The following is a 26661-nucleotide window of genomic DNA, read 5'->3' on the forward strand; positions in this document are numbered from 1 at the left end:
CAAAATGAAAGTAGTTGTATATAATGTGAGGTCATTTGAAAAGGAGTTTTGGGCATTGGCCAATGCAAAACAGCATGATCTCACCTTGATTTCAAACGGATTAAATGCCGAAACGCAAAATTATGCGCGCGGGAAGGATGCGATTGTCATCTCTGGAGGAGATATTTTGGACGATAAAATGCTACTTAATTTGAAGGAATTAGGGATCAATAAGATCATGACAAGAAGTAAAGAAACATCCCATATTGATCTGGTGAAGGCAGGCTCCCTGCGTATTCAGATTGCGAATGCACCTTTTGAGGATCAAAGCCCAAAAGGACTGGCAGAACAGACTATTCGGAATCTCAATCTCTGGGGGATGGAAAAATGTGTTGGTAAAGCATGTTGTTGTTTAAATGACTGCGCAAAAAATAATTTTCAATGAGTACACAAGACAAGACTATGGCGGAGCTGGTGCAGAAATATAATGTTGCAGCACCACGGTACACCAGTTATCCAACTGTTCCATTTTGGGATGAGAAAACATTTTCTACTGATGCTTGGACGGATCAGGTATACCTTACTTTCAAACAGTCAAAAGATAGGGGGTTAAGTCTGTATATACATCTTCCTTTTTGCGAGAGCTTATGCACATACTGTGGCTGTAATACGCGTATCACAAAAAATCATCAGGTTGAACTGCCTTATATTGCTGCCCTCCTAAAGGAGTGGGAGATGTATCGGACTGTTTTCAAAGGTGCAAAACCGCTCGTGTCAGAAATACATTTGGGTGGTGGTACACCGACATTTTTTCAACCTGAGAACCTGAAATTGTTGATTGAGGGAATTCTTGAACATGTCGATGTCACAGCAGATCGCTCTTTTTCATTTGAAGCGCACCCTGCTAATACCACAACCGAGCACCTACAGATTCTTTTCAACCTAGGCTTCCGTCGTCTCAGCTTAGGGATACAGGATTTTGATCCTTTGGTGCAATTTATGATCAATAGACAGCAGACCTTCGAGGAAGTAGAAGCGGTGATGTTGAATGCCAGAGAGATCGGTTTTGTATCCATTAATTTCGATTTGATCTACGGATTGCCTAAGCAGACCCAAGCATCTGTACAGGATACGATTGAAAAATCTATGCTGCTCAAGCCAGATCGTATATCTTTTTATAGCTATGCCCATGTCCCCTGGTTAAAACCCGGGCAGCGGCATTATACCGAGGCGGATCTGCCGAAAGGTACTGCCAAACTAGCACTTTATAATCTCGGGAAAAAGCTGATCTTGGCACAAGGTTACGCAGATATCGGGATGGATCATTTTGCGAAAAAAGATGATGAACTTTATTTGGCTTTCCAAGAAGGACGCTTGCACCGTAATTTCATGGGGTATGCGGATCGGTTTAACCCCTTATTAATTGGCATTGGTGTGTCCTCGATCAGCGACGCTTGGGGTGGTTTTGCGCAAAATGTAAAAACAGTTAAAGAATATCATAAGCTGATCGCATCAGGTGTCTTGCCTGTAGTGAAAGGGCATATACTTAATGCAGAAGATCTGGTCATAAGACGTTATATCCTTGATATGATGTGTAAAGGTAAAGTACAATTGGATCCTACATCGGATTTAACTGAGCAGATTAAAGATGAATTGTCAACATTGGTCCAAGACGGCTTAGTCAGCATAGAAGGAGATCTGATTCGATGCACTACTATCGGACGTTCATTTCTACGGAATATCTGTATGGCTTTTGATCAACGTTTTTTAAAGCTGCGTACAAAAACGCAGTTATTTAGTGAAGCAATTTAATTGGGGATATGGCGGTAACAAAAGAAAAAGTACAACAAATCGAGAAATGTTTCCACTGTGGAGACACAATCGAAGAAACAGGTTACCATCTCGATGAGCATGATTTTTGCTGCCTCGGATGCCAAACTGTCTATCAGGTTTTGCAGAATGGGGGGATGCAACAATACTACCGTTATAATCAGCATCCTGGAAAATCCAATAAAGAAAAACAAGCGGATTTTTCGTATTTGGATGAGCCACAGATTGCGGCTAAATTAGTCGATTTTAAGGATGATAAGATGACTATCATTACCTTTTATATTCCTGCTATCCATTGTAGCTCGTGTATTTGGCTGTTGGAAAATCTCTATAAATTAAATCCAAACGTGTTACAGTCCCGCGTGGACTTTATGAAAAAACAGGCCAGTATCACTTTTAATCATACTTTACTTCCGCTCAAAGATTTAGTATATCTATTAGCTAATATTGGTTACGATCCCAAAATTACACTGCAGGATGTCGTTAAAGAGGGAAACAAGAATAACCTGAATCCCTTGGTTGCCAAGATTGCAGTAGCAGGATTCTGTTTCGGAAATTCGATGCTATTTAGTTTCCCGGACTACTTTGGTATGGGAGAATTTGAAAAGGAGTATGCGAGTTTTTTCGGTTATATCAATTTAGCTTTTGGATTGCCAGTTTTGTTGTATTGTGCTTCGGATTACTTTAAGTCTGCGTATGTCAGTTTGAAACAAAAAAGGTTGAATCTGGATGTCCCTTTGGCCTTGGGTATTTTGGTCCTGTTTTTACGTTCGGCTTTCGAAGTAATAACGCAGACTGGAGCTGGTTTTACAGATACTTTATGTAGTTTGGTGTTCTTTATTCTGATCGGAAAATGGGTGCAGCAGCGGACCTATTATCATATTTCTTTTGAAAGGGATTATCGGAGCTATTTCCCCGTTGCGGTAACTGTACTTACTGAAGATGGGGACAAACCTGTGCAATTGGCCGATATTAATATCGGTGATCGTATACTTGTTCGTAACAATGAGATTATCCCGGCAGATGCCATATTATTAAAAGGCGATGCGGGGATTGACTTTAGTTTTGTGACCGGAGAATCAAGTCCTGTGAGTAAAACCTTAGGGGAAATTATTTACGCCGGGGGACGTCAGACGGGCGAGGCGATCGAACTGGAGGTTATAAAGCCGATTTCACAGTCGTATCTGACCAAATTATGGAATAATGAAAATTATAAAGATTACGATAAGCATTTTCAGACTTTTGTGAACTTTATAAGTAAATATTTTACTGTTGTTTTATTGGCGATCGCTTTTTTCGCAGCACTATATTGGGCTGTGGACGGAAGCGCCAATAGGGCTTGGGGAGCTTTTACGGCAGTGCTGATTATAGCGTGTCCTTGTGCATTGGCGTTGAGCTCTCCTTTTACCCTATCTGCGGCATTAAGTATTTTCGATAGAAACAAGTTCTATGTTAAAAATACAGCGGCAATCGAGCAGATGGCAACAATAGATACACTCGTTTTCGATAAAACAGGAACTATTTCGTCGCCTAAAGCAACCTCAATTTATTTTGAAGGCTCACTTAATACAAATGAAAAAACGTTGGTATATGCAGTATGTCGTAATTCTAGTCACCCCTTGAGCCGAGAGATTGTGAAATGGCTGGATGTGTGTTCTGATGTTCCGGTCCGAGATTTTAAAGAGTTGCCAGGAAAAGGGATGGAGGCGATGGTTGAGGGGCTAGTTGTCAAAATCGGTAGTGCCAGTTTTTTGAATATAGGAAATATCAAAACTGACAGATCTGTCGTATTTATACGTATCGACGAAGAGCTGAAAGGATATTTTACGATGGAACAGGCTTGGAGAGATGGCTTGCCGGCTTTGATCGAAAATTTCACACCTCGTTATGATCTTCACCTGATATCAGGGGATAATGACCGACGCATGGATGCGCTAAAATTGATTTTTCCTTCGGAAGCTTGCTTGATGTTTAATCAGTCTCCAATGGAAAAACTGGGGCGCATTCAAAAATTTCAGCAGGCGGGAAAACATGTCTGTATGATCGGGGATGGATTGAATGATGCGGGAGCATTGCGTAAAGCAGATTTAGGGATTGCTGTCAGTGATGATATCAATAACTTTTCGCCTGGATGTGATGCTATTTTAGACGGTGAGTCATTTTCAAAATTATCGGATTTCTTTGCTTTCAGCAAAGATGCTGTAAAGGTAATCCATATGAGCTTTGGGATATCCTTGCTCTATAATATAATCGGGTTGAGTTTTGCTATTCAAGGGATTATGTCGCCCTTATTTGCTGCAATCTTGATGCCGATAAGTACAGTTACAATTATCTCATTTACCAGCTTAATGACAAGATGGTATGCAAAACGTCATAAACTATAGTTGTTATGGAAATCATGTATATTCTAATCGGTTGTAGTGTATTATTAGCTTTGGTATTTTTATGTGCTTTCTTTTGGGCGAATAAGTCAGGACAGCATGATGATACCTATACCCCTTCAGTAAGAATTTTGTTTGATGATGACACAGCGGAAGAAGTGGAAAAATAAATTGTAATAACTAAAACGTTATCGTAATTAAATCAATTACTTTTTTTTGTAATTAAGGTTATTATCAATAAAATTGGGGATAAATACCAATTTGAAATAGAAATACATGAGTAATAATCCATTTTCATTAAAAGATAAGATTGTCGTGATCACAGGTGGTACGGGGATTCTTGGTGAGGCATTTGTGGAGGCGTTGGCTGAGGCAGGGGCAAAAGTAGCTATTCTTGGGCGTAACGAGCAGATCGGAAAAGAGCGTGTACAGCAAGTAGAATCTCTCGGAGGGGAGGCCATATTTGTAGAGGTTGATATCATGGACGAACAGGATGTCATTAGAGCAAAGGATGAGATCCTTGATAAATGGGGGCGAATAGACGCTCTGGTGAACGCTGTCGGTGGAAATATTCCAGGCGCGACAATAGGTGCTGACCAAGATCTATTTGCAAGTAATATTCAAGACACGATTAAAGCGATCGAGCTAAATCTCTATGGAACAATTATCCCAACACATATTATTGGTCGCGTAATTGCAGAAAGCGGAAAAGGAGCCATCGTAAATATCTCCTCCTTGACAGCAAACCGGCCTTTCACTCGGGTATTGGGATATACAGTTGCCAAACATGGTATTGACGGCTATACAAAATGGATGGCAACGGAACTTGCGCAGCGTTATGGTGATCAAGTTCGCGTCAATGCAATTGCGCCGGGTGTCTTCTTGACCAAACAAAACAAAAATCTATTGATAAATCCAGACGGTAGCTATAGTGAACGTACCAAGCGGATACTTAGCGGAACACCTTATAACCGACTGGGAGATCCACGGGAATTAAAAGGAACTTTAATCTATCTATTGAGCGATGCCTCAGCTTTTGTAACTGGTGAGACAGTCTTTGTAGATGGTGGTTTTAATGCATGGTGCGGCGTTTAACGAGATTTTGAGATGAATAAATTAGAACAAACATGGCGTTGGTATGGTCCCAACGATCCAGTATCCTTGCAGGATGTTAAACAGGCAGGTGCAACGGGCATCGTTACGGCTCTACATCATATTCCCCATGGCGAGGTTTGGCCTCTTGCCGATATTCAGGAGCGAAAACGTATTATCGAAGATGCAGGTTTGGTTTGGTCCGTGGTAGAGAGTGTAACGGTCCATGAAGAAATTAAAACAAAAGGACCTCGAGTTGATGAATATATCGCTAAGTATAACCAGACACTAGCTAATCTTGCGGAATGCGGTATTAAAACAGTCTGTTACAATTTTATGCCAGTACTGGATTGGACCAGAACGCAACTGGATTTGGTGATGGCAGATGGCTCAAAGGCTCTTTATTTTGACTGGATTGACCTGGCACTTTTTGATATCTTTATTTTAGAACGAGCTGATGCGGAAAAAGACTATTCAGAAAATATTGTCAAAAGAGCAACGAAGCGCTTTGGTGAAATTTCCGAACAACAAAAAGATAGCTTGGCCGATGTCGTTCTGATGGGAATTCCGGGAGAAAAAAATGTGGAATTGGATGCTTTAAAAGCCAGTATTGATACGTATAAACATATTGGAAGGGATGGCTTGCGTAGCAATCTAGTCTACTTTCTAAACGGAATTTCTGCGGTATGTGAGGCAAACGGCATCTGTATGACGATCCATCCCGATGATCCACCTTATCCGATTTTAGGTTTGCCACGTATTGCTAGCAATGGTGAAGATCTTGGCTATATCTTGAGTGAAGTGCCTCAACAATTCAATGGTATCTGTTTTTGTACAGGTTCTTTAGGAGCTAGCCAGACCAATGATTTACCGGCGATATTAGAGCAGGTAAAGGCGCGGGTAAACTTTGTCCATTTGCGGAATGTTAAGAAAGATACCATTGGTAGTTTCTATGAAGCAGATCATTTGGATGGGGATGTGAATATGCATAAAATTATGCAAATTTTGGTTGCTGAAAATCAGTTGCGATCTACTGCTATTCCATTTAGACCTGATCATGGACATCAGATGTTGGACGATCTTAACAAGGTGACAAACCCTGGTTATTCTGCTATTGGCCGATTAAGAGGTTTAGCTGAATTACGAGGATTGGAATATGGAATTGCTGGTGAGTAATCTATTGTAATAATTGTAGTGATTACTTTCGCTGATGAGAAGGTTATAGTATAAAAAAACAGTCAGGAGATAATAGCGCAAGCGATATTTTCTGACTGTTTTTTATTATTTTCCTTCGATGTAAAAGGGAAGGGGTTATAACGAAGATTTTCTTACGACAAGCTGTGTCGGAAGTTCTATGGTTTCAAATTCGTGAATTGGTCTTGTCTGATTAATTGTGTCAATCAGTTTTTTTGTTGCTATTTCACCGATTTCAGTTGCAGGTTGTACGACAGTTGACAGTGCAGGGTTTAATGAGGCTGCAATTTGTGTATTAGAAAATCCGATGACAGCAACTTCCGTCGGAACTTTGATCTGAAGTTCGGCTAAAATGCCCAATGTCCTTGTTGTGATAACATCCGTTGCGCCGAAAATTGCATCGATTTTTTTGCCATCAATATATTCTTTAATTATAATTTCTTTTATACTATTGTCTAAATCAACCGTGCTGTTAAAGCTACATTCGATGTAATGTCTTTCATTAAAAGGTATGCCCGCATCAGAGAGAGCTGCTTTAAAACCACTTAAACGTTCTTCGGCAACACCTAGGTTTTTTCCTGTGATATGTAAAATATTCCGTTTTCCTTGTTGAATAAGGTGTTGGGTTGCATTGTATGCTCCTTGAAAATTATTGACTCCGACTTTAAATGTGTCCAATTTGTGATTGATGCGGTCAAAGATAACAACCGGTATTTTAGCTTTAATGAGGTCTTTAAGCTCTTCAATATTTGACCCAGAAGACACGGGAGCGATCATTAGCCCATCTATGCCTCGCATTCTTAATACATCTATACAATTCTTTTCTACGCGTTCATCCTCTCTACTTTGCATAAAGATAACATCGTAGATGGTTTGTTGGGAAGCGATCTGAATTCCATCGAGAATTTGAGATACGAATGTATTGCTGATATTGGAAACAATGACTCCAATGGTATTTGATTTTCCGATTTTTAAACTTCGTGCCAACTTATTGGGATGGAAATTATGCTTTTTAGCGTACTCCTGAACCATTTTTTTAGTTGCTTCACTGATTTCGTAGCTGTCTGATAGTGCTTTGGAAACTGTCGAAACAGAAATGTTGAGTTCTAAGGCTATATCTTTCAGGGTAGTTCTGCTCATCACTTTGGAGGTTGTTATAAGAAGATAAATCTACATAAAAAAAAAGACAAACCAGCTGTTTTTGATAATTATCAAAGGTTTGCGTTGTAACAATAATATAGTCCGGTTTATAGCATTTTTATGTTTAACAAATTCAAATTTTTGAATCCTTTTACTTTTAAAAACTGCATTTCCAGCCAATGAGTCCGAGTGTTTAGCCTATTTTAATGTTTTTTTCGCTGCGGTTCGAGACCTGTTCGGAACTGAATCGGGATTTAAAGGGGGCTAAGTGTAGATGTTGGCATGGTTCGACCAGACTGGTACTGTTGTTCTAGCGTGTTTAACTCGGACTCACCACGGACTCACCACGGAAAGAATACGGATTTACCCCGAAGCTGTCCCGACTGAGATACGAAGCTGTCCCGAGGTTTATCCCTTGTGCAGCCGATTGAGCCGGGAGCTACACAAGGAATATTATATATTAACCTGCTGGTTCTATCGTTTGGTCCTTGGCTGGGGATGAGACTGGTTTAATACGAGGGGAGTGAAACCCCAAGTATTCCCTTTGATTCAAAATAAAAGGAATCTCCTGGTATTGCCCATTTTTGGTTGGATCCCCTAACGGCCTTTTTTTGATCCGTGTTCGGATATCGCTCGTCCCCGCTTCGCCGATGCTCGGGATTTTCCTATAGATTCTCTATCCATCCCCTATACAAACGATAGGTAATGGATGGATAAACGGTAGAGAAAAGCCGAGGGAGATAACAGGAAGGTGCGAACACAGCCCGGAAGCAGGATGCTTTTGCCCGTAGGGATACCAATTTTGGTATTTTTTAGATATAAGTCAAATATTAAAGTAGCAATAACCTACTATTAAGTTAGAATACAGTTAGGTATTGGTTAGGTTTTATCTAAACTATACCTAACCAATACCTAAACTAAACCTAAACAAACCCTAACTAAACGATGAATTTCTGCTGACCTTGAAGACTCCACTTTTGCATTATCTTTCTGCAGTCTCCGCGGTCTGTTTCCGGCCTCGGTTTTTATGCCCGTCCATGATCCGATCTGCCTGCTGCGGCTCTTCGGCTTTTTTTCTGGTCGTCTATCTTTCCGGGATGTTCGCTGCTGTGGGCATACCGGCTTTCTGTCCCTACTGCGGCGTAGAGGTAGGATGCCCTTCCCCATACGACTGTTGTTTTTTGCGTCCCGTTTCGCTCGGGGACACTTTTTCCCATGAGTTCCCCGTTTCCATAACCTCTGCGCCCAGTGTATCCACTGCCGTGCCGGATTCCGCGGTTCCTCCGTCCACGTTCCTGCGGCCTTTCCACAGCATTTTCCCGTATAACCGTTCATTTTTGCTCCCCGGCGCCCCCCCGAAATGCTATTCTACAAAAACAATCCACCAAGTTTCCAGCGAGTTACAGACATATTGAAATAAAATAAAACAAAAGTCTTGGAAGTTTGTTAGTAAACTCCCTATCTTTGCACCACTCCGCAAGGGAGGGACGGTTACTCCGGAAGGGGATACCACTGAAAAAAGAAGGGTCTGACGGGAGTTAGGCGCGGAAATCGGAAAAAAGGAAGAGAAAAAAAACTTCAAAAGTTTTTTGGTATTTCAAAAAAGATTTCTACCTTTGCAGTCCCAACGGAAACGGAGGGAAAGATAAAAAGATAAAGAGGAGCGCAATGCTCATCGGAATATAGCGGATACGGAAGTTGAAGCGAGAGAAGTTCTTTAAGAAAACACAATCATGTAAGCGTGACGAGTAGACAAAACGAAAGTCATGAACAAATTCAAGAATTAGTTCAATTCGATCCAAGATCAGAGATATAAAAAAAGAATTCTGATTATGTAAATAGTTGGAATCAAAAACTTCATTTTACAATGGAGAGTTTGATCCTGGCTCAGGATGAACGCTAGCGGCAGGCCTAATACATGCAAGTCGGACGGGATCCGGTGGTAGCTTGCTATCATTGGTGAGAGTGGCGCACGGGTGCGTAACGCGTGAGCAACCTACCTCTATCAGGGGGATAGCCTCTCGAAAGAGAGATTAAGACCGCATAATATATGAGACTGGCATCAGTTTTATATTAAATATTTATAGGATAGAGATGGGCTCGCGTGACATTAGCTAGTTGGTAGGGTAACGGCCTACCAAGGCGACGATGTCTAGGGGCTCTGAGAGGAGAATCCCCCACACTGGTACTGAGACACGGACCAGACTCCTACGGGAGGCAGCAGTAAGGAATATTGGTCAATGGGCGGAAGCCTGAACCAGCCATGCCGCGTGCAGGATGACTGCCCTATGGGTTGTAAACTGCTTTTGTCCAGGAATAAACCTCTTTACGTGTAGAGAGCTGAATGTACTGGAAGAATAAGGATCGGCTAACTCCGTGCCAGCAGCCGCGGTAATACGGAGGATCCGAGCGTTATCCGGATTTATTGGGTTTAAAGGGTGCGTAGGCGGCCTATTAAGTCAGGGGTGAAATACGGTGGCTCAACCATCGCAGTGCCTTTGATACTGATGGGCTTGAATCCATTTGAAGTGGGCGGAATAAGACAAGTAGCGGTGAAATGCATAGATATGTCTTAGAACTCCGATTGCGAAGGCAGCTCACTAAGCTGGTATTGACGCTGATGCACGAAAGCGTGGGGATCGAACAGGATTAGATACCCTGGTAGTCCACGCCCTAAACGATGATAACTCGATGTTGGCGATAGACAGCCAGCGTCTTAGCGAAAGCGTTAAGTTATCCACCTGGGGAGTACGCCCGCAAGGGTGAAACTCAAAGGAATTGACGGGGGCCCGCACAAGCGGAGGAGCATGTGGTTTAATTCGATGATACGCGAGGAACCTTACCCGGGCTTGAAAGTTAGTGAAGAGATCAGAGACGGTCTCGTCCTTCGGGACACGAAACTAGGTGCTGCATGGCTGTCGTCAGCTCGTGCCGTGAGGTGTTGGGTTAAGTCCCGCAACGAGCGCAACCCCTATGTTTAGTTGCCAGCATGTAATGGTGGGGACTCTAAACAGACTGCCTGTGCAAACAGTGAGGAAGGTGGGGACGACGTCAAGTCATCATGGCCCTTACGTCCGGGGCTACACACGTGCTACAATGGATGGTACAGCGGGCAGCTACATAGCAATATGATGCTAATCTCTAAAAGCCATTCACAGTTCGGATTGGGGTCTGCAACTCGACCCCATGAAGTTGGATTCGCTAGTAATCGCGTATCAGCAATGACGCGGTGAATACGTTCCCGGGCCTTGTACACACCGCCCGTCAAGCCATGAAAGTTGGGGGTACCTAAAGCATGTGACCGCAAGGAGCGTGTTAGGGTAAAACCGATAATTGGGGCTAAGTCGTAACAAGGTAGCCGTACCGGAAGGTGCGGCTGGAATACCTCCTTTCTAGAGTATCGCGGATCGGTACTCGTCACGTTACATATGATTGAAAAAGAAGAAAAAACATCAGAAGAAAGTGCCCGCCCCTATAAGGAGCGGTCCCTGAGAGAAGAGATGAACAGAATAGCTAGTCCCGTAGCTCAGTTGGTTAGAGCACTACACTGATAATGTAGGGGTCAGCAGTTCAAATCTGCTCGGGACTACCAGATAGTAATGAGTATTTAGTATCTAGTATTTAGACAAATGGATGGCGACATACAGGGATCTAAGGACTAATGTCTAACATCTCAGGTCTAACAAAAAGGGGAATTAGCTCAGCTGGCTAGAGCACCTGCCTTGCACGCAGGGGGTCAACGGTTCGAATCCGTTATTCTCCACGTCTCCGGGGATATGCATCACAGATACATATCATATAAACCGGAAAAAGAGTTCTTTGACATATTGAAAGAGAAAAAAAATTACAAGAGAAGACAACAGTATAGAGACAATACTTGTATGTGTTTGATGTAGGGAGGAGACCCTCGGTCGAAGGCCGAACGAATCTTTACGTAGCATACGGGTATATATATCACAAGCAGCCGCATAGTAGCAAAAGGCTATGCCGGTGAAGAAAGTAAATAAGGGCACACGGGGGATGCCTAGGCTCTCAGAGGCGAAGAAGGACGTGATAAGCTGCGATAAGCTTTGGGGATTGGCAAATGCGACTTGATCCAGAGATTTCCGAATGGGGCAACCTGACTATTTGAAGAATAGTCGTATAATACGCGAACGCGCTGAACTGAAACATCTAAGTAGGCGTAGGAGAAGAAAATAACAATGATTTCCCAAGTAGTGGCGAGCGAACGGGAAAGAGCCCAAACCGATTATGTTACGGCATAGTCGGGGTTGTAGGACCACGATATTGTACAATGCTATGAACTGGAAGCAGGTGGGAAACTGCGCGATAAGGGTGAGAGCCCCGTACAGGTAAAGAATATTGGCATAGTGGTATCCTGAGTACCGCGGGACCGGAGAAATCCTGTGGGAATCCACCAGCACCATCTGGTAAGGCTAAATACTCCTGAGAGACCGATAGTGAACCAGTACCGTGAGGGAAAGGTGAAAAGAACCCCGAACAGGGGAGTGAAAAGAACCTGAAACCGTGTGCTTACAAGCGGTTGGAGCAGACAAGTTCTGTGACAGCGTGCCTTTTGCATAATGAGCCTACGAGTTACTCTTGTCTGGCAAGGTTAAGTCCTTCAGGGACGCAGCCGAAGCGAAAGCGAGTCTTAATAGGGCGCATAGTCAGATGAGGTAGACGCGAAACCTTGTGATCTACCCTTGGGCAGGTTGAAGTTGCAGTAACATGTAATGGAGGACCGAACCGATAAACGTTGAAAAGTTTCCGGATGACCTGAGGGTAGGGGTGAAAGGCCAATCAAACTGGGAAATAGCTCGTACTCCCCGAAATGTTTTTAGGAACAGCGTCGGCATCGAGTTTAATAGAGGTAGAGCTACCGATTGGGTGCGGGGGAGTCAAATCCTACCAAATCCAGACGAACTCCGAATGCTATTAAATATGGCCGGCAGTGAGGCTTTGGGTGCTAAGGTCCAAGGCCGAGAGGGAAAGAACCCAGACCATCAGCTAAGGTCCCCAAATTCGTTCTAAGTTGAACTAACGAGGTCCGGTTGCCCAGACAGCTAGGATGTTGGCTTGGAAGCAGCCATTCATTTAAAGAGTGCGTAACAGCTCACTAGTCGAGCGGCCGGGCGTGGATAATAAACGGGCATCAAGAACGGTACCGAAGCTATGGATTTGCATTGAAAGATATGCATCTGGTAGGGGAGCATTCCATATGGGGCGAAGATATCTGGTAATGGGTGTTGGACCGTATGGAAAAGCAAATGTAGGCATAAGTAACGATAAGGCGGGTGGGAAACCCGCCCACCGAAAGACCAAGGTTTCCTGATCAACGTTAATCGGATCAGGGTCAGTCGGGACCTAAGGCGCACCCGAAGGGGGCAAGCCGATGGACAACTGGTTAATATTCCAGTACTCTTCATAACTGCGATGTGGTGACGGAGTAGTGACACTGCCGCGAACTGACGGAATAGTTCGTTGAAAGGCGTAGGTATAGGGACGGTAGGCAAATCCGCCGACCCTGCTGAACCCCAATAGTACAGCAAAGCTCCGGTGGCGCTGATAGAGCAGGTAAACAGACTTCCAAGAAAACCCGCTAAGCTTCAGGTTATGAAGACCCGTACCGCAAACCGACACAGGTGGTCGAGGAGAGAATCCTAAGGTGCTCGAGTGAGTCATGGCTAAGGAACTCGGCAAAATGGCCCTGTAACTTCGGGAGAAGGGGCGCTGTCTCGTAAGAGCAGCCGCAGTGAAAAGGCCCAGGCGACTGTTTAACAAAAACATATGGCTTTGCAAAATCGCAAGATGAGGTATAAGGCCTGACACCTGCCCGGTGCTGGAAGGTTAAGAGGGGATGTCATCGTAAGAGAAGCATTGAATCGAAGCCCCAGTAAACGGCGGCCGTAACTATAACGGTCCTAAGGTAGCGAAATTCCTTGTCGGGTAAGTTCCGACCTGCACGAATGGTGTAACGATCTGGGCGCTGTCTCAGCCATGAGCTCGGTGAAATTGTGGTATCGGTGAAGACGCCGATTACCCGCAACGGGACGGAAAGACCCCATGCACCTTCACTATAGCTTAACATTGAGATTGGGTACAGGATGTGTAGGATAGGCGGGAGATGTTGAAGCGGCTTCGCCAGGAGTCGTGGAATCAACCTTGAAATACCGCCCTTTCTGTATTCGGTTTCTAACTCCTTTATGAGGAGGACATTGTTTGGTGGGTAGTTTGACTGGGGTGGTCGCCTCCAAAAAGGTAACGGAGGCTTTCAAAGGTAAGCTCAGTACGCTTGGTAACCGTACGTGGAGTGCAATGGCATAAGCTTGCTTGACTGTGAGACCAACAAGTCGAACAGGGTCGAAAGACGGACATAGTGATCCGGTGGTTCTGTATGGAAGGGCCATCGCTCAAAGGATAAAAGGTACGCTGGGGATAACAGGCTGATCTCCCCCAAGAGCTCATATCGACGGGGAGGTTTGGCACCTCGATGTCGGCTCGTCACATCCTGGGGCTGGAGAAGGTCCCAAGGGTTGGGCTGTTCGCCCATTAAAGTGGCACGCGAGCTGGGTTCAGAACGTCGCGAGACAGTTCGGTCCCTATCTGTTGTGGGCGTTGGAAGTTTGAGTGGATCTGACCTTAGTACGAGAGGACCGGGTTGGACAGACCTCTGGTGAACCTGTTATGCCGCCAGGTGTACGGCAGGGTAGCTACGTCTGGAATAGATAAGCGCTGAAAGCATCTAAGTGCGAAACTAGCCACGAGATGAGACTTCCTTATAGGGTCGTAGGAGATGACTACGTTGATAGGCCATAGGTGTAAAGGTTGAGAGACCAAAGCCAAGTGGTACTAATAGCCCGAAGCTTTCTCAAGCAGACAGACACTGTTGTCTTCCTCTTTAATTTTTGAATTAATCTTTCAATATATATGTCATTATGGTTTAAGCTATAAGATGGGTATAAACTTTCACAGGAAAGTCTACATACTGCTATCTAAAACTTGATACTATACAAGATCTTTAGGTGCCTATATCGGCGGTGTCTACCTCTTCCCATTCCGAACAGAGCAGTCAAGCCCGCCAGAGCCGATGGTATTGCCGTAACAGGTGGGAGAGTAGGTCGGTGCCTTTTTTTACACGGAAGCCCTTGCTGGAAACAGTCAAGGGCTTCTTTCGTTTACAGACTTCCCAAAAGGTTCCAAAGAAAAGTGGTGCCGCCACAAAGCCACACAGAGATAAGTCTCCGAAGTTGTACTATAAAATACGGTTCTGCCGGGTACTGATCTAAAGTATTGCGCTATTATTCCGTTTATATACTTTCCAGAAAACGATGCATTGGATCCACTGCGAAAATGCGGCTATAGGACAGTCCTTATCATGACGGTGTATACCTGCTTGCCACCTAAGACCGTATCTTACCTCATGTTATTGCAGCTCTTACCATAGTGATCTTAAATTGAATATACCTGCTATTATGTGAATATTTCCTAAATAGAAGTAGAGCAGCAGATTATATAGCAAATACCAGTGACCTCCTGCTTTTGATAAGAGCTATTCAGAATTATAAGGCATTTATATACTGGGTCAGCGTCGATAGCCTTTGGATGTTCTCATCCAGACGATGAAAATAACCTTATTGAATGCCGCCTTAATCAAAAGAAAATATACCTATCTCTTCTATGAAAGTGACAACGGTCACTTTTGCTCTCAAAATACATAGCTTGAATCGCGGCCCTATTCATATTTATCATTTAAATGGCTTAAAATCAATTATTACATAACGGATATTCGATAATTTGCCCCATTAAAACAAAGTGACGCACATCACTTTTGTACGCACTCTCTATCATTAGATTGTCATAGAATGCTGCTTACTTTTGATTCAGAATCAACAATTTAAGTAATGCAGTTAGAGCAATTTAATTACGACAATAGAATTGTCAGAAATTTCGGAATCGCTACCATTATTTGGGGGATAGTTGGTATGACTATAGGATTGCTTGTGGCAACGCAACTCGTCTGGCCCCAAATGAACTTCGGATTGCAATATACAACATTTGGCCGTGTACGTCCAGTACATACAAACGCTGTGATATTCGCTTTCGTGGGTAACGGTATTTTTATGGGAGTCTATTACTCCTTGCAGCGGGTGCTTAAAGCAAGAATGTTCAGTGATGTCCTGAGTAAGCTTCATTTCTGGGGCTGGCAATTGATCATTGTTGCTTCGGCTATCACACTTCCGTTGGGGCTGACCTCAAGCCATGAGTATGCTGAAATGGAGTGGCCAATTGATATTGCAATTACCCTGATCTGGGTTGTATTTGGAATCAATATGTTTGGCACAATTATCAAACGACGCGAACGTCACATGTATGTCGCAGTTTGGTTCTATATCGCTACGTTTGTTACTGTAGCAGTCTTGCATATCGTTAACTCCATTCAATTGCCTGTAGCCGGATGGAAAAGCTATTATGTATACAAAGGTGTTCAGGATGCATTGGTACAATGGTGGTATGGCCATAATGCAGTGGCCTTTTTCCTAACGACTCCTTACCTGGGGATGATGTATTATTTTTTGCCAAAAATGGCCAACCGTCCCGTTTATTCCTATAAATTGAGTATTCTGCACTTTTGGTCACTGATCTTTATCTATATCTGGGCAGGACCTCATCATTTGTTATATACAGCATTACCAAGCTGGGTACAGTCCTTAGGAGTTGTATTCTCGATTATGTTGATTGCACCAAGCTGGGGTGGTATGATAAACGGTCTGTTAACGCTGCGTGGTGCCTGGGACAAGGTGCGGACAGAACCGATGCTGAAATTTATGGTCGTAGCACTGACCTGTTATGGTATGGCAACCTTTGAAGGTCCAATGCTGTCTTTAAAGCAAGTCAATGCGATCGCACACTTTACAGATTGGATCGTTGCACACGTACACGTAGGAGCATTAGGATGGAACGGATTTATGACCTTCGGTATCCTTTATTGGTTGATCCCACGTATTTATAAAACAGAACTATATTCTAAAAAGCTAGCATCGACACACTTTTGGATTGGTACATTGGGGATTTTATTTTATGCGATTCCAATGTACTGGGCAGCAGTTGTGCAAGGCTTGATGTGGAAAGAGTTTACACCGGAAGGCGTATTGAAGTATCCGAACTTCTTAGCAACAACATTGGAAATCTTACCAATGCATATGATGAGAGCATTAGGTGGGGCACTATACTTATCTGGGGTTTTCTTGATGACATTCAACTTGATTAAGACCATGAAGCAAGGGAAACTTTTGGCAAATGAACCTGCTGAAGCTCCTGCTTTATTACCGGTTCAGGTTAGTGAGCAATCTCAACATCGCCGTCTTGAACGTAAGCCCATTTTGTTTATGGTATTGGCACTTATTGCAATTCTAATCGGTGGTATGGTTGAAATGGTTCCAACATTTACCATTTCAAAAAATGTACCGACAATCGCAAGTGTACAGCCTTATACAGCGTTGGAACTGCAAGGTCGGGATCTCTATGTAAGGGAAGGTTGTGTGAATTGTCATACACAGACTATTCGGCCATTTAGATCGGAGACTGCCCGTTATGGCGAGTATAGCAAGGCGGGTGAATATGTTTACGATACACCATTCTTATGGGGATCGAAAAGAACTGGACCTGATTTGCATCGTATTGGTTCTAAATATCCTAATAAGTGGCATTTTGATCATCTTTTAGATCCAACCATTACCTCTCCTGGAAGTATTATGCCATCATATCCTTGGCTAATCGACCAAAAGCTGGATAATACGATTCTAAAAGATAAAATGAAAGCCCTTCGCAAATTGGGAATCCCCTATACGGATGTGGCAATAGCGAATGCAGAACAGGATCTGAACAAACAAGCACAGAAAATTGCGGATGATCTGAAACAAAATCAAGTCAATGTGTTAGCCGATCGTGAAATTATAGCGGTAATAGCTTATCTACAACGATTGGGAACAGATATAAAAGCAGCTCCGAAAGTGGCTGAGGATGTTAACGTAAATCAATAGCGCTATGTTTAAACAAATCACAAATTTGAACGGAAGTGAGCTTTACCTTATTGTGTCACTTTGGATATTCCTGATTTTCTTTATCTCAGTCGCAATTATGTTGTTTCGCATGAAAAAGGACTATGTGACTTACATGAAGGAATTGCCTTTGGAAGAGGAAACTGAAAAGGAAACGAATCATTCACCTGAAAGTATATAGTATATGAGTTTATTATTAGATACCGTACCTGCCACGGTAGAAGCTGTTCAGTCTACCTGGGGTTTTGGTACGGATAATTTATACACAGATATCTTAATTATTGTATTGATTGTCGTGATGTTGGCTCTTTTGGCCTCGGCATTGATGGTCAACCGCGCAATGAAATCCATCATTAAGATTACGATGCCTGAATTGGTCAAAGAGGAAGAACTCAAGAAATTAGCCAATAAAGGATGGTTGAAACGATCTTGGAATAAGATCATGGGGATTAGGCCTATTTCTGAGGAAAAAGACATTGTCATCGATCACGAATACGATGGTATCCGAGAACTGGATAATCCCATTCCAATCTGGTTTAATTTTTTGTTCTATGGAACAATCTTCTTTGGGGTGGTCTACTTATTCATCTATCAGGTCTCTGGGATCGGTATGAATCAAGATCAGGAGTACGCACATGAAATGGTTGTTGCAGAAAAAGAAAGACAGGCTTATTTAGCTGCTTCTGCTAGCAACGTTGATGAAAATACGGTTGAATTTGAACCAGACATGGCTGTTGAGGGGAAAGCAATATTCGCTGCAAACTGTGTCGCCTGTCATGGAGGAAACGGGGAAGGTGGTATTGGACCTAACTTAACGGATAAATTTTGGTTGCATGGCGGGGAGATTAAAGATCTTTTCAAAACAATTAAGTATGGTGTTCCGGATAAAGGAATGGTGCCTTGGGAACAGACCTTGAGTCCGGCGCAAATTGCACAGGTGGCAAGTTACATTGTTACACTGAGAGATACACATCCTGCCAATCCAAAAGAACCGCAAGGGGAAGAGGTAACCTACGGAAAAGCTGAAGATGGAGCGAAAGCAAATAATGTGGCTGAGGCAGATAAAAAAGCAGAATAATAAATTAAAATAGCAATGAGTACAGTAGTAGTTAATAATGCCAATAATGGCGGATCTAAGTCAAAAAACAGACATTGGATTTATGCCAAAAAACCGCAGGGTATACTTTATAAAAAGAGACAATGGGTTGGTTATACACTGCTACTGTTCTTATTTGTAGCTCCTTTCATCAAGGTAAATGGTGAACCGTTCTTAATGTTTAATATTATTGAGCGGAAATTTTCGATTTTTGGCAACCTTTTCTATCCTCAGGATCTATACATCTTTGTGTTTGGGATGTTAATCGTAATGGTCTGTGTCGTGCTATTTACCGTTGTATTTGGTCGAGTTTGGTGCGGATGGACATGCCCACAAACGATTTTTCTCGAGTTGATCTTTAGAAGGATAGAGTATTGGATTGAAGGAGATTGGCAGCAACAGAAGAAATTAAATGAAGGTCCCAACACGGATCAAAAGCAGTTAAAGAAAGTGTTGAAGCATGGCATCTTTTTGATCATTTCGTTTTTTATATCGAACATCTTTTTGGCTTATATTATAGGTTCGGATGCGTTGATCAAAATCATTAGCGATCCACTGGATCAGCATATAGGTGGTTTGATCTCGATCATCTTATTTACGCTGGTTTTTTATGCTGTATTTGCTTATCTCAGGGAGATTGTATGTATCGCGATTTGTCCTTACGGAAGATTGCAAGGTGTCCTTTTGGATGACCAAAGTATCACTGTAGCCTATGATCACAGGCGTGGTGAACCACGAGGAAAACAACAGAAAAATGCATCTGCTCAACAAGGGGATTGTGTTGACTGCAAGCTTTGTGTCCATGTTTGTCCGACTGGGATTGATATTCGTAATGGCTTGCAATTGGAGTGTGTGAGCTGTACAGCCTGTATTGATGCCTGTGATGCTGTCATGGAAAAAATCGGCAAACCCAAAAAGCTGATCGGTTTCTATCCGATGGGAGAAATTGAAGGTACGCTCAAGAAGAAAAGTAATGTACGGACAGTTGCTTATTCTATTGTACTGGTGCTGTTAATGTCAGTATTTGGTTTTCTGCTATTTAATCGTTCTCAGGTGGATGGTCGATTGTTGCGGGCAAAGGGAAGTACTTATCAGCTTCGGGACGACAAAACCATCAGTAATCTGTATGCTTTGGAATTAATCAATAAATCAGGTAAGGAGATACCTTTTAGATTGGTCTGCGAAGATCCGAGGCTGAAGATCCAATTGGTCAATCCGATTCAAAAAATCAGTAAAGATGGGCATGCGACTTTGAGCTTTTTTCTAATTATCGCGAACAAAGACGTCGAAACATATAAAAGTAATATCAAATTATCTATCTATTCAGGGGACAAAAAGGTGGAAAGTCTAAAAACTACTTTCATTGCTCCTCCTGGCATGAATTAAAAAATAAAAACAATGAATTGGGGTACAAAAATTTTTTTGAGCTTGGCGGTATTTATGTTGTGCATTGTCGGGGCTGGATTGTATATGGTCAGCCACAACTCGGACAGCTTGGAAGAAGATGATTACTATGAACAGGGTTTGAACTATGATCAAGCTTATGAAAAGAAACAGAATGTGCTGAACATGAAAGAGACGCCAACTATCGAGCTTAGAAAAGATACACTTTATATCCATTTCGTCTCCAAAGTGAATAGGGGAAAGCTCTTGTTCCGTAAGCCTTCAGATAATAATCTAGATAAGGAGTTGCCATTTCAGACAACAGGTAATCTATTTACATTGCCCATTTCCGCATTCGATAAAGGAATGTGGAATTTGTATGTTGAATGGGAAAACGCAGGTAAGGACTTTCTATTTGAGGAACATATTTTATTTTAAACCAAGAAAATGAGTTATACCTACTTTGCATTTTTTATGGGCTTATTTGGAAGTATACATTGTGCGGTCATGTGTGGTCCCTTAATTTTTGTAATCGAGGGTAGGCAAGGACTAAGCTGGGCTGTTTTTCTAAATAAAGTACTTTATCAGTTAGGTAGGGTTTTGACTTACGGTAGTCTAGGTTTTCTTATGGGAACCATGGGTACATTTGCTCAAGTACAAGGCTGGCAACGTGCATTGAGCTGGATCACGGGAGTAATATTAGTGCTGATTGCCGTGGTTCAGCTTATAGGGAAAAACAATCGTACAATTGCCAGTTTGCAGACTCGTTCTGTGCAGCCCGTTGTCAGGCTTCTGTCGAAATGGTTATATAAGCCTGGGGGGAGTTTTATCGCGGGGGTACTGAACGGATTATTGCCCTGTGGCATGGTGTATATGGCTTTAATGTCGGCAATGAATGCAGACAGCTCACAGCAGAGTTTCCTATTTATGCTTTGCTTCGGATTGGGGACAATTCCGCTCTTATTTTTATTTTCCTTTTTGGGAAACTTTTCCCGATCTTTCAAAATTGGCTTTTCTAAATGGATTCCCTTGTTATATTTTTTGCTGGGAATCTGGTTTATACTGCGAGGTGCAAACTTAGATATTCCCTATTTAAGTCCTTTAATTCATATTGACGGTGCGATAAACTGTGTTTAACAGTAAACAATTTGTCCGCGCTAAGTATTATATTTGATATTAAACTTAGCACATCATATGGAGGTACTTCATCATATTTTACAAATTGCTTTACAATATTACTGGATTCCCTTACTCATTTTATATATTGGTGTCATCGGTACCATCTTGATCGAAAACCGTAATCCTGCCAAAACGATCGCTTGGATTATGGTGATTGTCTTTCTACCTGTAATCGGTTTGCTCATTTATTATTTCTTTGGGCAGAAATTCAAGAAGGTTAAAAGGATGAAACGGATGTATCGCGAGCAATCAAAGAAATTGCTTGACGCTTGGCGTAAGGAATCGGAAATTATGGAGGAACATATTGATACCCTTAACGAGCGGATCGGTAGTTTAGCCATGGTTTATCGGTACCTCAAAAACCAGAAAATATCCACATTCTCCCTGAATAATGATGTGACCTTATTTATTAATGGCGAGGAAAAGTTTCCGGTACTGATTCAGCAATTGAAAAATGCAAAACATTCCATCCATATGGAGTACTATATATGGGAAATGGATGAAATTGGTCGTGAAATATTGGAGATTTTGGAAGAGAAGGCAAAAGCCGGGGTGACCGTACGTCTGATCCTGGATAGTTTCGGAGCACCTGATGTGATTAAATATTTGCGTCGACATAAACCCGATTTTCTTTTTGAAGCTTTTCTCCCGGTTACTTTTACTTCATTGGCAAATAGTAACTACCGAAATCACCGTAAGATTGCCGTTATTGATGGAAGAGTTGGTTTTGTTGGAGGAATCAATATTTCGAATCGTTATATCAACGATGGGAAAAATGATGTTTATTGGCGCGATACTGCGATGATGATCATTGGTGCTGCCGTAAATACCTTACAAATTCAATTTTGGAATAGTTGGAACCAAACGGATGCAGATTCATTCGAATTAGGTAAAGGCTATTTAAATAGATTCCCGATCACAAATGAAGATGCGAGTGGTGTTGGGTTTACAGCTAGTGATCCCGGTTCTCCCGCTCCATTCAATATGGAGGCAATTATAGCGGGGATCAATGAAGCAAAGGAATATGTACAATTGTGTACGCCCTATTTTATTCCAAGTGATCAACTGACGACAGCGCTGATGTTGGCTGTTTCTTCGGGAGTTCGAGTTGATCTTATGTTACCTGCACAATCTGATTCCTTTTTTGTGCAGCATGCTTCCTTTTCCTTTATCAAGCCGCTACTCGAAAGAGGAGTAAATGTATACCTGTATACCAAAGGATTTCTCCATGCCAAAACAATCTGTATCGATGGTAAACTAGCCTATATTGGCACGACCAACCTGGATATCAGAAGCTTTTATATCAATTTTGAGATATCGGGAATTGTCTCTGATAAAGCGCTTTGTGAACGTATGAACAATCAATTTCTTGCAGATATTGAATCCTCGGATTTAATTACAATTCGTAAATGGATGCAGAGAAGTCGATGGAAACGTGGGGTGGATTCCATCTGCCGTTTATTGGCACCTTTACTTTAAGTGTTTGCTGGAATGAAGGTATAATAAATGTTAAAAATACCATAATAGGATTGGCCTTTGGTTAAAATTGAATATATTTAGCTATTCTTTTTTTAATTCTAAGACTTTCAATGAAGCACATAAAACTATTGACTTTATCGATAGGGATTTTAGGAGTCGGGTCAACCTATGCACAGACTGCACCTACATTACCTATTAATACAATCGTAGAACGGGTTCAAAAATATTTTCAGGGCTACCCAACAGAAAAAGTACATCTGCATTTTGATAAACCTTATTATGCGGTAGGGGATACGTTATGGTTTTCTTCCTATTTATCACGTAACCTTCCAGAATATGAACCAAGCAAAATAGCCTATGTGGAAGTTTTGAATAGTCGAGATTCTCTGATCCAAACTTTTAGAATCCCACTGGATAAAGGTGTTGGAAATGGGCAGATGGTCCTCGATCCGCAATTCATGACACAGGACAACTATCGTTTCAGAGCGTATACAAAATGGATGTCCAACTTTGACGCATCCTATTTTTTTAATAAAATAGTTCCGATAGGTGATGTGATCAATAAAAAATTGATCACCAATATTGAATTTCAGAATAATCTTAACGGAAATAAAAGTCAGGCGGTAATACAGTTTAGGGATCGTGCAGGTAAACCGATGATTAATTCTAAGATCAATTGGGAATTTGTTGCAGGATGGGAAACGGTAGATAAGGGGAAAGGCGAAACGGACGCTATGGGAAAGGTGACGATCAGTTTATCGGCAAAGGAGAAGGCTGATTTAGAGAAGGGACAATTAAAGGTTAGTATCCAAGAAAACAAAAATGAAAAACCTTTGTCCAGTTCTTTCCTGCTCAAAAATGCTTTGTGGGATGCTGATGTGCAGTTTTTTCCGGAGGGTGGTGACTTAATTGCTGGATTTGCCAAGAAAGTTGCTTTTAAAGCTGTCGGATCTGATGGTAAGAGTTTGAAAGTGAAAGGGACAATCCTTGATTCTAAAGGAAAGTCAGTCGCAGAATTTGAAGATTTTGGATCGGGTATGGGCTATTTCTCTTTATTGCCTTTGGCAGGAGAGAACTATCAGGCAGCCATAAAATTTGATAATGGACAGGAACGTAAATATAAGCTTCCGGCTGTTGTTAATGATAAAGCAAATGTTGTGTTTGTTAAGCAGGATGAAAAGAATGCTGAATTTGCTGTAGTGACCAGTGAAGAGAATTTTTCTAAAAATCAGGGACAATCCTATTATGTATTGGTTCAGTCCAATGGACATCTTTGTTTTGGAGCTCAGGTAAATTTAAAGTCTTCATCGGCGCTGGTTAATATTCCAAAGGAACGTCTGCCAAATGGAATTGCCCAGGTTACTTTATTGACCCCGGATGGCAAACCTCTAAGTGAACGTTTGGCATTTGTGCAGAGTGAGAAATTGCTTAATATTCAAGTTGCAAGTGATAAGCAAAGTTATAAAGCGAAAGACCTGGTCAACCTGAAGCTTTCAGTTGATAATAATGGACAGAAATATCCGGGCAGTTATTCTGTTTCCGTTATTGATGAGTCTAAAGTTCCTTATAATGATCAAGCTGATCTTTCTATTGTGAGCAACTTTTTGTTGACTTCAGAGTTGAAAGGGAATGTCGAAAATCCAAATGCATATTTTGATGAAAAAAATCCGAATAGAGAAAAGGCATTGGATGCGTTATTAATGACTCAGGGATATCGCCGCTTTGATTACCCGGCTTTAATCTCCGAAAAGTTACCACAGATCAGTTTTCTCCCAGAGCAAGGGATAGAATTATCGGGTATTTTACGCATGAATACAGGCCGCCCATATCCTAATGGTGGGTTGTTGCTGTCTGTGCCTTCACGGAATATTAAAAAAGATGTATATACCGATCAGAACGGTCGTTTTACATTTAAAGATCTTGTTTTTCCGGATTCATCGAAAGTGACAGTAAATGCAAGGTCAAATGATAATTACCGTAGTTTGGTGATCAATATGGATCAGAGTTATTATCCTGAAATCGACAAAAATAATGGTTATAAAAGTTATTTCGTTCCCAATATAGATCAGGCATTCGCTCCTTATTTGGATAACAGCCGTAAAGAGTATAGAAAATCTATCTTATTGGATGAAGTAGAAGTGACAGCTGTACAGAAAAAGGTAATCACAAATAAGGATTTTCCTTCAATTTCTGGCTTATCTATGCCCGAACATCGTATCGAAGCCGAGCGTTTGACCGGGTGTAACGTATTGACCATGTGTCTGCAAACTGTTTTGACGGGCATTACTTATGATCCACAAACGTTGAAATATTATGTTTCGCGTGATTACAATGCCGGTGGGCGTACTCCAGTTCAGTTTTTTCTAAACGGTATGGCTATTGACGAACCTGGATTAAATAGTATTAACGTTGCAGATATTGAGGGAATAGAAATCTTTTTACGTGACGAACTGGGAACAGTATCAAGAATGTATCAAAACAATGGTGTTGTGTCGATTTACACCAAGAAAGTTGAGGCCAAGAAACCTCGGATGGCCCTGAGTGAAATTGAGAAATTGTTGCCAAAATCGAATGTCATAGATATGTTCCCTTTAGGTTATGTTAAAGAGCGTAAATTTTATACGCCAAAGTATAACACACCTGAACAAAAATCTGCCAACGATCTGCGGACTACGATTTATTGGAACCCGAAAGTACAGGTAACGGAAACAGGGGAGACAGCAATACAATTCTACAATGCTGATGGAAATGGTAATTATAAAGTGATTGTAGAAGGAATGGACCAAACAGGAAATATAGGTCGAAAGGTGATTAATTACCGCGTACAACCTTAGCAAAATAAAGGAAAATATCTAATAGGAACGCTGCTCTTTTGTGAAAGGGGCAGCGTTTTTTTATGAAATAAAAAAACACCTCCTTGATGGGCAAGGAGGTGCAAACTAACCAATTATAAACCTAAATTATGAAAAGTATTTTGTCGCTTTTGAAAGCGTTTATCTTCTTATTTGTAAAGTATATTTCAAATCCTATGCCAAATAGATTCCTAGTCTATTTGGCAGTTATTTTTAACAGAAATATTATAAATGTAGCTATGTTAACTTGATGACTATCGATAATCAATTGTGTAGGAAAATACGAACCAGCTGAACAACTCACACAATGTAGGACTGGAATTGTAGTTATCTGAGCTGGAATTAGATACCTTGTTGATTTAAATGATAATAACATTGCCTACAGCGTGGCTCATAGGCATCTTTTTCGCCAAGAAGTACTGTCTGGGTATCTTTTGTCAAGCGATATGAATAATTTGCTGGAGTCCCGCATTGCATGCAAACCGCATGGACTTTGGTGACATGTTCGGCTACAGCCATCAAACTAGGGATAGGGCCGAAAGGCTGTCCCTTATAATCCATATCCAATCCTGCAATAATTACACGAATTCCACTGTTTGCCAATTTGACACACACTTCTGTCAATCCGTCATCAAAAAATTGCGCTTCATCTATTCCAACAACTTGGGTGGCCGAACTCAATAGTAATATAGCAGATGAATTTTCGACAGGGGTGGAGGGGATACTATTGCTATCATGGGAAACGACTAATTTTTCATCATATCGTTTATCCACGGAAGGTTTGAAAATTTCAACATTTAGTCGTGCATATTGTGCCCGTTTTAGCCTACGTATTAACTCTTCGGTCTTGCCAGAGAACATTGACCCACAGATAACTTCAATACTTCCATATCGAGCTGGTCGCAATGTCAGATTATGTTCGGAAAAAAGCATTTGATTAAATTATTTTTTTGGATAGCCGGCAAATAAGAAATTATTTGTCAATAGACCTCCTA

General features: G+C 41.8%; 17 protein-coding genes, 2 tRNA genes and 3 rRNA genes. 19 read left to right on the plus strand and 3 right to left on the minus strand.

What is annotated here, in order from left to right:
* Positions 1-4 precede the first annotated feature (4 nt).
* The 6 genes from OGI71_RS00600 to uxuA all read left to right on the plus strand — a co-directional run bounded on the left by OGI71_RS00600 (position 5) and on the right by uxuA (position 6458).
* Positions 5-424 carry a lactate dehydrogenase gene (locus OGI71_RS00600; protein WP_282253393.1) on the plus strand — a complete coding sequence of 140 codons (420 nt, stop codon included), beginning with the start codon at positions 5-7 and terminating at the stop codon, positions 422-424.
* Complete coding sequence (gene hemN, locus OGI71_RS00605; protein ID WP_282253394.1) at positions 421-1791, plus strand: oxygen-independent coproporphyrinogen III oxidase; 1371 nt, start codon at positions 421-423, stop codon at positions 1789-1791. Before OGI71_RS00600 ends, hemN begins: the two co-directional genes overlap by 4 nt.
* Positions 1792-1799: 8 nt before the next feature.
* A complete protein-coding gene (locus OGI71_RS00610; protein WP_282253395.1) occupies positions 1800-4193 on the plus strand; it encodes a heavy metal translocating P-type ATPase metal-binding domain-containing protein in 2394 nt (797 codons plus the stop codon).
* A gap of 5 nt (positions 4194-4198) precedes the next feature.
* The gene (gene ccoS, locus OGI71_RS00615; protein WP_282253396.1) at positions 4199-4360 is read left to right on the plus strand and encodes a cbb3-type cytochrome oxidase assembly protein CcoS; all 162 of its coding nucleotides are present in this window, start codon (positions 4199-4201) and stop codon (positions 4358-4360) included.
* 106 nt (positions 4361-4466) lie between these two features.
* A complete protein-coding gene (locus OGI71_RS00620) occupies positions 4467-5285 on the plus strand; it encodes an SDR family oxidoreductase (RefSeq protein ID WP_282253397.1) in 819 nt (272 codons plus the stop codon).
* 12 nt (positions 5286-5297) lie between these two features.
* A complete protein-coding gene (gene uxuA / locus OGI71_RS00625) occupies positions 5298-6458 on the plus strand; it encodes a mannonate dehydratase (RefSeq protein ID WP_282253398.1) in 1161 nt (386 codons plus the stop codon).
* A gap of 135 nt (positions 6459-6593) precedes the next feature.
* Here uxuA and OGI71_RS00630 read toward each other — a convergent pair whose 3' ends face one another.
* Together OGI71_RS00630 and OGI71_RS00635 are read right to left on the minus strand one after the other, a co-directional pair.
* Entirely contained in the window at positions 6594-7616 is a 1023-nt protein-coding gene (locus OGI71_RS00630) for a LacI family DNA-binding transcriptional regulator (RefSeq protein ID WP_282253399.1), read from the minus strand.
* Between the two features lie 1025 nt (positions 7617-8641).
* Complete coding sequence (locus tag OGI71_RS00635; protein WP_282253400.1) at positions 8642-8926, minus strand: hypothetical protein; 285 nt, start codon at positions 8924-8926, stop codon at positions 8642-8644.
* Positions 8927-9480: 554 nt separating this feature from the next.
* Here OGI71_RS00635 and OGI71_RS00640 point away from each other — a divergent pair.
* The 13 genes from OGI71_RS00640 to OGI71_RS00700 all read left to right on the plus strand — a co-directional run bounded on the left by OGI71_RS00640 (position 9481) and on the right by OGI71_RS00700 (position 25648).
* Positions 9481-11008, plus strand: a 16S ribosomal RNA gene (locus tag OGI71_RS00640).
* Positions 11009-11131: 123 nt separating this feature from the next.
* Positions 11132-11208, plus strand: a tRNA-Ile gene (locus OGI71_RS00645).
* A 97-nt stretch (positions 11209-11305) separates the two neighbouring features.
* Positions 11306-11379: transfer RNA gene (locus tag OGI71_RS00650), tRNA-Ala, on the plus strand.
* Between the two features lie 230 nt (positions 11380-11609).
* Positions 11610-14491 (plus strand): 23S ribosomal RNA (locus tag OGI71_RS00655).
* 146 nt (positions 14492-14637) lie between these two features.
* A 5S ribosomal RNA gene (rrf, locus tag OGI71_RS00660) occupies positions 14638-14749 on the plus strand.
* The 16S, 23S and 5S rRNA genes sit together here with 2 tRNA genes alongside, the layout of an rRNA operon.
* 771 nt (positions 14750-15520) lie before the next feature.
* Positions 15521-17659 carry a cytochrome-c oxidase, cbb3-type subunit I gene (ccoN, locus tag OGI71_RS00665; RefSeq protein ID WP_282253401.1) on the plus strand — a complete coding sequence of 713 codons (2139 nt, stop codon included), beginning with the start codon at positions 15521-15523 and terminating at the stop codon, positions 17657-17659.
* A gap of 4 nt (positions 17660-17663) precedes the next feature.
* Complete coding sequence (locus tag OGI71_RS00670) at positions 17664-17858, plus strand: hypothetical protein (RefSeq protein ID WP_282253402.1); 195 nt, start codon at positions 17664-17666, stop codon at positions 17856-17858.
* A 3-nt stretch (positions 17859-17861) separates the two neighbouring features.
* Positions 17862-18755: a cbb3-type cytochrome c oxidase N-terminal domain-containing protein gene (locus tag OGI71_RS00675; RefSeq protein WP_282253403.1), complete on the plus strand. Its 894-nt coding sequence runs from the start codon at positions 17862-17864 to the stop codon at positions 18753-18755.
* Between the two features lie 15 nt (positions 18756-18770).
* On the plus strand, positions 18771-20159 hold the full coding sequence (ccoG, locus tag OGI71_RS00680) for a cytochrome c oxidase accessory protein CcoG (protein ID WP_282253404.1): 1389 nt from the start codon (positions 18771-18773) through the stop codon (positions 20157-20159).
* 12 nt (positions 20160-20171) lie between these two features.
* Positions 20172-20594, plus strand: a complete 423-nt coding sequence (locus OGI71_RS00685; protein WP_282253405.1) for a FixH family protein — start codon at positions 20172-20174, stop codon at positions 20592-20594.
* A gap of 9 nt (positions 20595-20603) precedes the next feature.
* On the plus strand, positions 20604-21293 hold the full coding sequence (locus tag OGI71_RS00690) for a sulfite exporter TauE/SafE family protein (RefSeq protein WP_282253406.1): 690 nt from the start codon (positions 20604-20606) through the stop codon (positions 21291-21293).
* 57 nt (positions 21294-21350) lie between these two features.
* The gene (cls, locus tag OGI71_RS00695) at positions 21351-22814 is read left to right on the plus strand and encodes a cardiolipin synthase (RefSeq protein ID WP_282253407.1); all 1464 of its coding nucleotides are present in this window, start codon (positions 21351-21353) and stop codon (positions 22812-22814) included.
* A gap of 110 nt (positions 22815-22924) precedes the next feature.
* Positions 22925-25648: a carboxypeptidase regulatory-like domain-containing protein gene (locus OGI71_RS00700; RefSeq protein WP_282253408.1), complete on the plus strand. Its 2724-nt coding sequence runs from the start codon at positions 22925-22927 to the stop codon at positions 25646-25648.
* Positions 25649-26008: 360 nt separating this feature from the next.
* Here OGI71_RS00700 and OGI71_RS00705 read toward each other — a convergent pair whose 3' ends face one another.
* Positions 26009-26599 (minus strand): thymidine kinase, encoded by a 591-nt coding sequence (locus OGI71_RS00705; RefSeq protein ID WP_282253409.1) that lies wholly within the window; start codon positions 26597-26599, stop codon positions 26009-26011.
* Positions 26600-26661: the final 62 nt, after the last annotated feature.

Source organism: Sphingobacterium sp. ML3W, assembly GCF_029542085.1.
Lineage (GTDB): Bacteria > Bacteroidota > Bacteroidia > Sphingobacteriales > Sphingobacteriaceae > Sphingobacterium.